At 61.9% G+C, this 218-nt stretch carries 1 pseudogene; it reads left to right on the top strand.

Going from position 1 to position 218, the window contains the following annotated elements:
* Positions 1-218, top strand: a pseudogene (locus AU465_RS36000) (TlpA family protein disulfide reductase); the annotation flags it as partial.

Below are 218 nucleotides of genomic sequence, written 5' to 3'. Positions count from 1 at the left end.
GATGCAACTCCATGAGGTTTTGCCGAAAGTGCTTAACGGCAGCTGGCGCGCCAGCGATGAAGCTAAAGCGGCCGATGCGGAGCGAATTGCCAGGCACCAACGCAAAGCGCGCGAACTGACGCTGACCAACCCGATATACGCCAAACTTCGGCCGGCGATGGAGGCCCAGGATTGGACGGCGGCGCTCTCGGCTGTCGAAGAGGGCGTCGCCTTGATGC

Source organism: Mesorhizobium silamurunense, assembly GCF_014843905.1.
In the GTDB taxonomy this organism is placed as follows: Bacteria; Pseudomonadota; Alphaproteobacteria; order Rhizobiales; family Rhizobiaceae; genus Mesorhizobium; species Mesorhizobium silamurunense.
The sequence above is the reverse complement of the archived record's forward strand: the minus strand, read 5'-3'. Positions and strand labels throughout refer to the sequence as shown.